Here is a 1,787-nt window from a genome sequence, read left to right on the forward strand (position 1 = left end):
GCGCTGCCCTACTACGAGGCGCTGGCACTGTTCAAACTCGCCATCATCCTCGAAGGCTCGCACGCCCGGCAGGTCAAATCCGGCGTCGATGCCGACCGCACAGACATGGGCCCGCGAGTGATTCGATTGCTTCATGGCGCAGCGGAATTTGCGCGCGGGCAACGGCTATGACCGAACCGCTGACCGATCGGCGACGGCGCCTGCTACGCGCCGACATCGGCCGTACCGCTATCGCGTTGTTCGCTGAGCGCGGTTTTGACACGGTTACTGTAGGCGACATCAGCGCCGCCGCTGGAATCTCCGAACGGACCTTCTTTCGGTACTTCGCATCCAAGGACGAAGTACTGCTGGACTACGAACGTCATGTGTGGGAGCGACTGATCCACGCGCTGGCTTCGCGCCCGGCCGACGAGGGTCCGGTCACCGCGCTACGGCAAGCCTTTTTGGCCACCTCCCACGTCGAACCAGCAGACCGTCTACGCGTCGTGCAACTGGGCCGCATTCTTGCCCAGGCACCGGAGTTGAATGCCCGCAGCCGCGGCCAGCGCCTGGTCAACGACGACGAGCTCGTCGCGCTGGTGGCGGGACGTTTCCCCAAGGGACACAAGGAGTCAACGATGCACGCGCGCATCGCCGTAACGGCGATGAACGCCGTCGCCGCCGCAGAGTTCGGCGCTTGGGTCCAAGGCGGCGGGCGGGGCGACCCGGCCGAGCGAATCCGGGCGGCACTGTCCCTGCTCGAGCAGGGAATCGGCAAGTTCGACGGAGGAGGAGACAACCAGTGACCAATCTCTTCGATCTGACCGGACGCACTGCACTTGTCACCGGCGCCACCCGCGGCATCGGCCGGGCGATCTGCGCGCAGCTGGCATCGTCGGGGGCGGACATCGTGGTAGTCAGCCGCAATTCTGAGGCATGCGAAAAGACCTCAGCCGAGATCGCCGCCACTGGTCGGCGCGCATTCTCGTTGCCCGCCAACGTCAACCGATGGGCCGAATGTGACCGCCTGGTTGACGAAGCCTACGCGGCCGTTGGGCGCATCGACATATTGGTCAATAACGCGGGATCGTCAGTGCGTTACGACAGTGTCGATGCGATCAGCGAAGAGCTCTTCGACAAGACCATTGCGCTGAACCTGAAGGGACCGTTCCGACTGACCGCCGCCATCGGCACCCGGATGGCGGCGGACGGCGGCGGCACCGTGGTCAACATCAGCACTATCTCCGCACACATGGGGGCCTCGCACGCCATCGTGTACGCCGCCGCCAAGGCGGGCCTCAACAATCTCACCAAGTCGTTCGCCCGGGCCTTCGCACCCAAAGTACGGGTCAACGCGGTCATGCCTGGCGCCGTCGACACCGACGTCATGAAGGCATGGCCGCAGACCGAACGCGACTTCGCGGCCAGCACCGCGCTACTCGGCCGAGTCGGTCAGCCAGACGAAATCTCGGGCGCAGTACTGTACCTCGCCTCCGATGCGGCCACGTTCACCACCGGACAAGTACTCGCTGTCGACGGCGGGCATCTCTGAGGAAGCAACAGCCATGCAATTAGACGGACGGTGTGCGGTGGTGACCGGCGGCGGTCACGGAATCGGGCGAGCGCTAGCAGAAGAACTCGCCGCGCGGGGCGCAAGGGTCGTCGTCGCCGACCTCAACGGCGAACGCGCGCAGAAGATCGCCACCCGCGTCGGAGGCATCGCCGTGCGCAGCGACGTCGCTTCACCAGATGACATCACAGCACTGGTTGCCCAGGCCGAGGACGCTTTCGGACGGGTGTCGGTGTTC

General features: G+C 65.2%; 3 protein-coding genes. All 3 read left to right on the forward strand.

The window, feature by feature from the left end; translation table 11 throughout:
* Positions 1–167 precede the first annotated feature (167 nt).
* Entirely contained in the window at positions 168–785 is a 618-nt protein-coding gene (locus A9X04_RS19375; protein ID WP_067917816.1) for a TetR family transcriptional regulator, read from the forward strand.
* The gene (locus A9X04_RS19380) at positions 782–1,531 is read left to right on the forward strand and encodes an SDR family NAD(P)-dependent oxidoreductase (protein WP_067919816.1); all 750 of its coding nucleotides are present in this window, start codon (positions 782–784) and stop codon (positions 1,529–1,531) included. Before A9X04_RS19375 ends, A9X04_RS19380 begins: the two co-directional genes overlap by 4 nt.
* Before the next feature lie 13 nt (positions 1,532–1,544).
* The coding region (locus A9X04_RS19385; RefSeq protein WP_156764428.1) for an SDR family NAD(P)-dependent oxidoreductase at positions 1,545–1,787 on the forward strand (243 nt) is incomplete at its 3' end.

The organism is Mycobacterium sp. E3247 (assembly GCF_001667785.1).
In the GTDB taxonomy this organism is placed as follows: Bacteria; Actinomycetota; Actinomycetes; order Mycobacteriales; family Mycobacteriaceae; genus Mycobacterium.

Excerpts from the sequence above, each read along its gene's own strand:
- A9X04_RS19375 (WP_067917816.1), top strand. The coding sequence starts at position 168 with ATGACCGAACCGCTGACCGATCGGCGACGGCGCCTGCTACGCGCCGAC.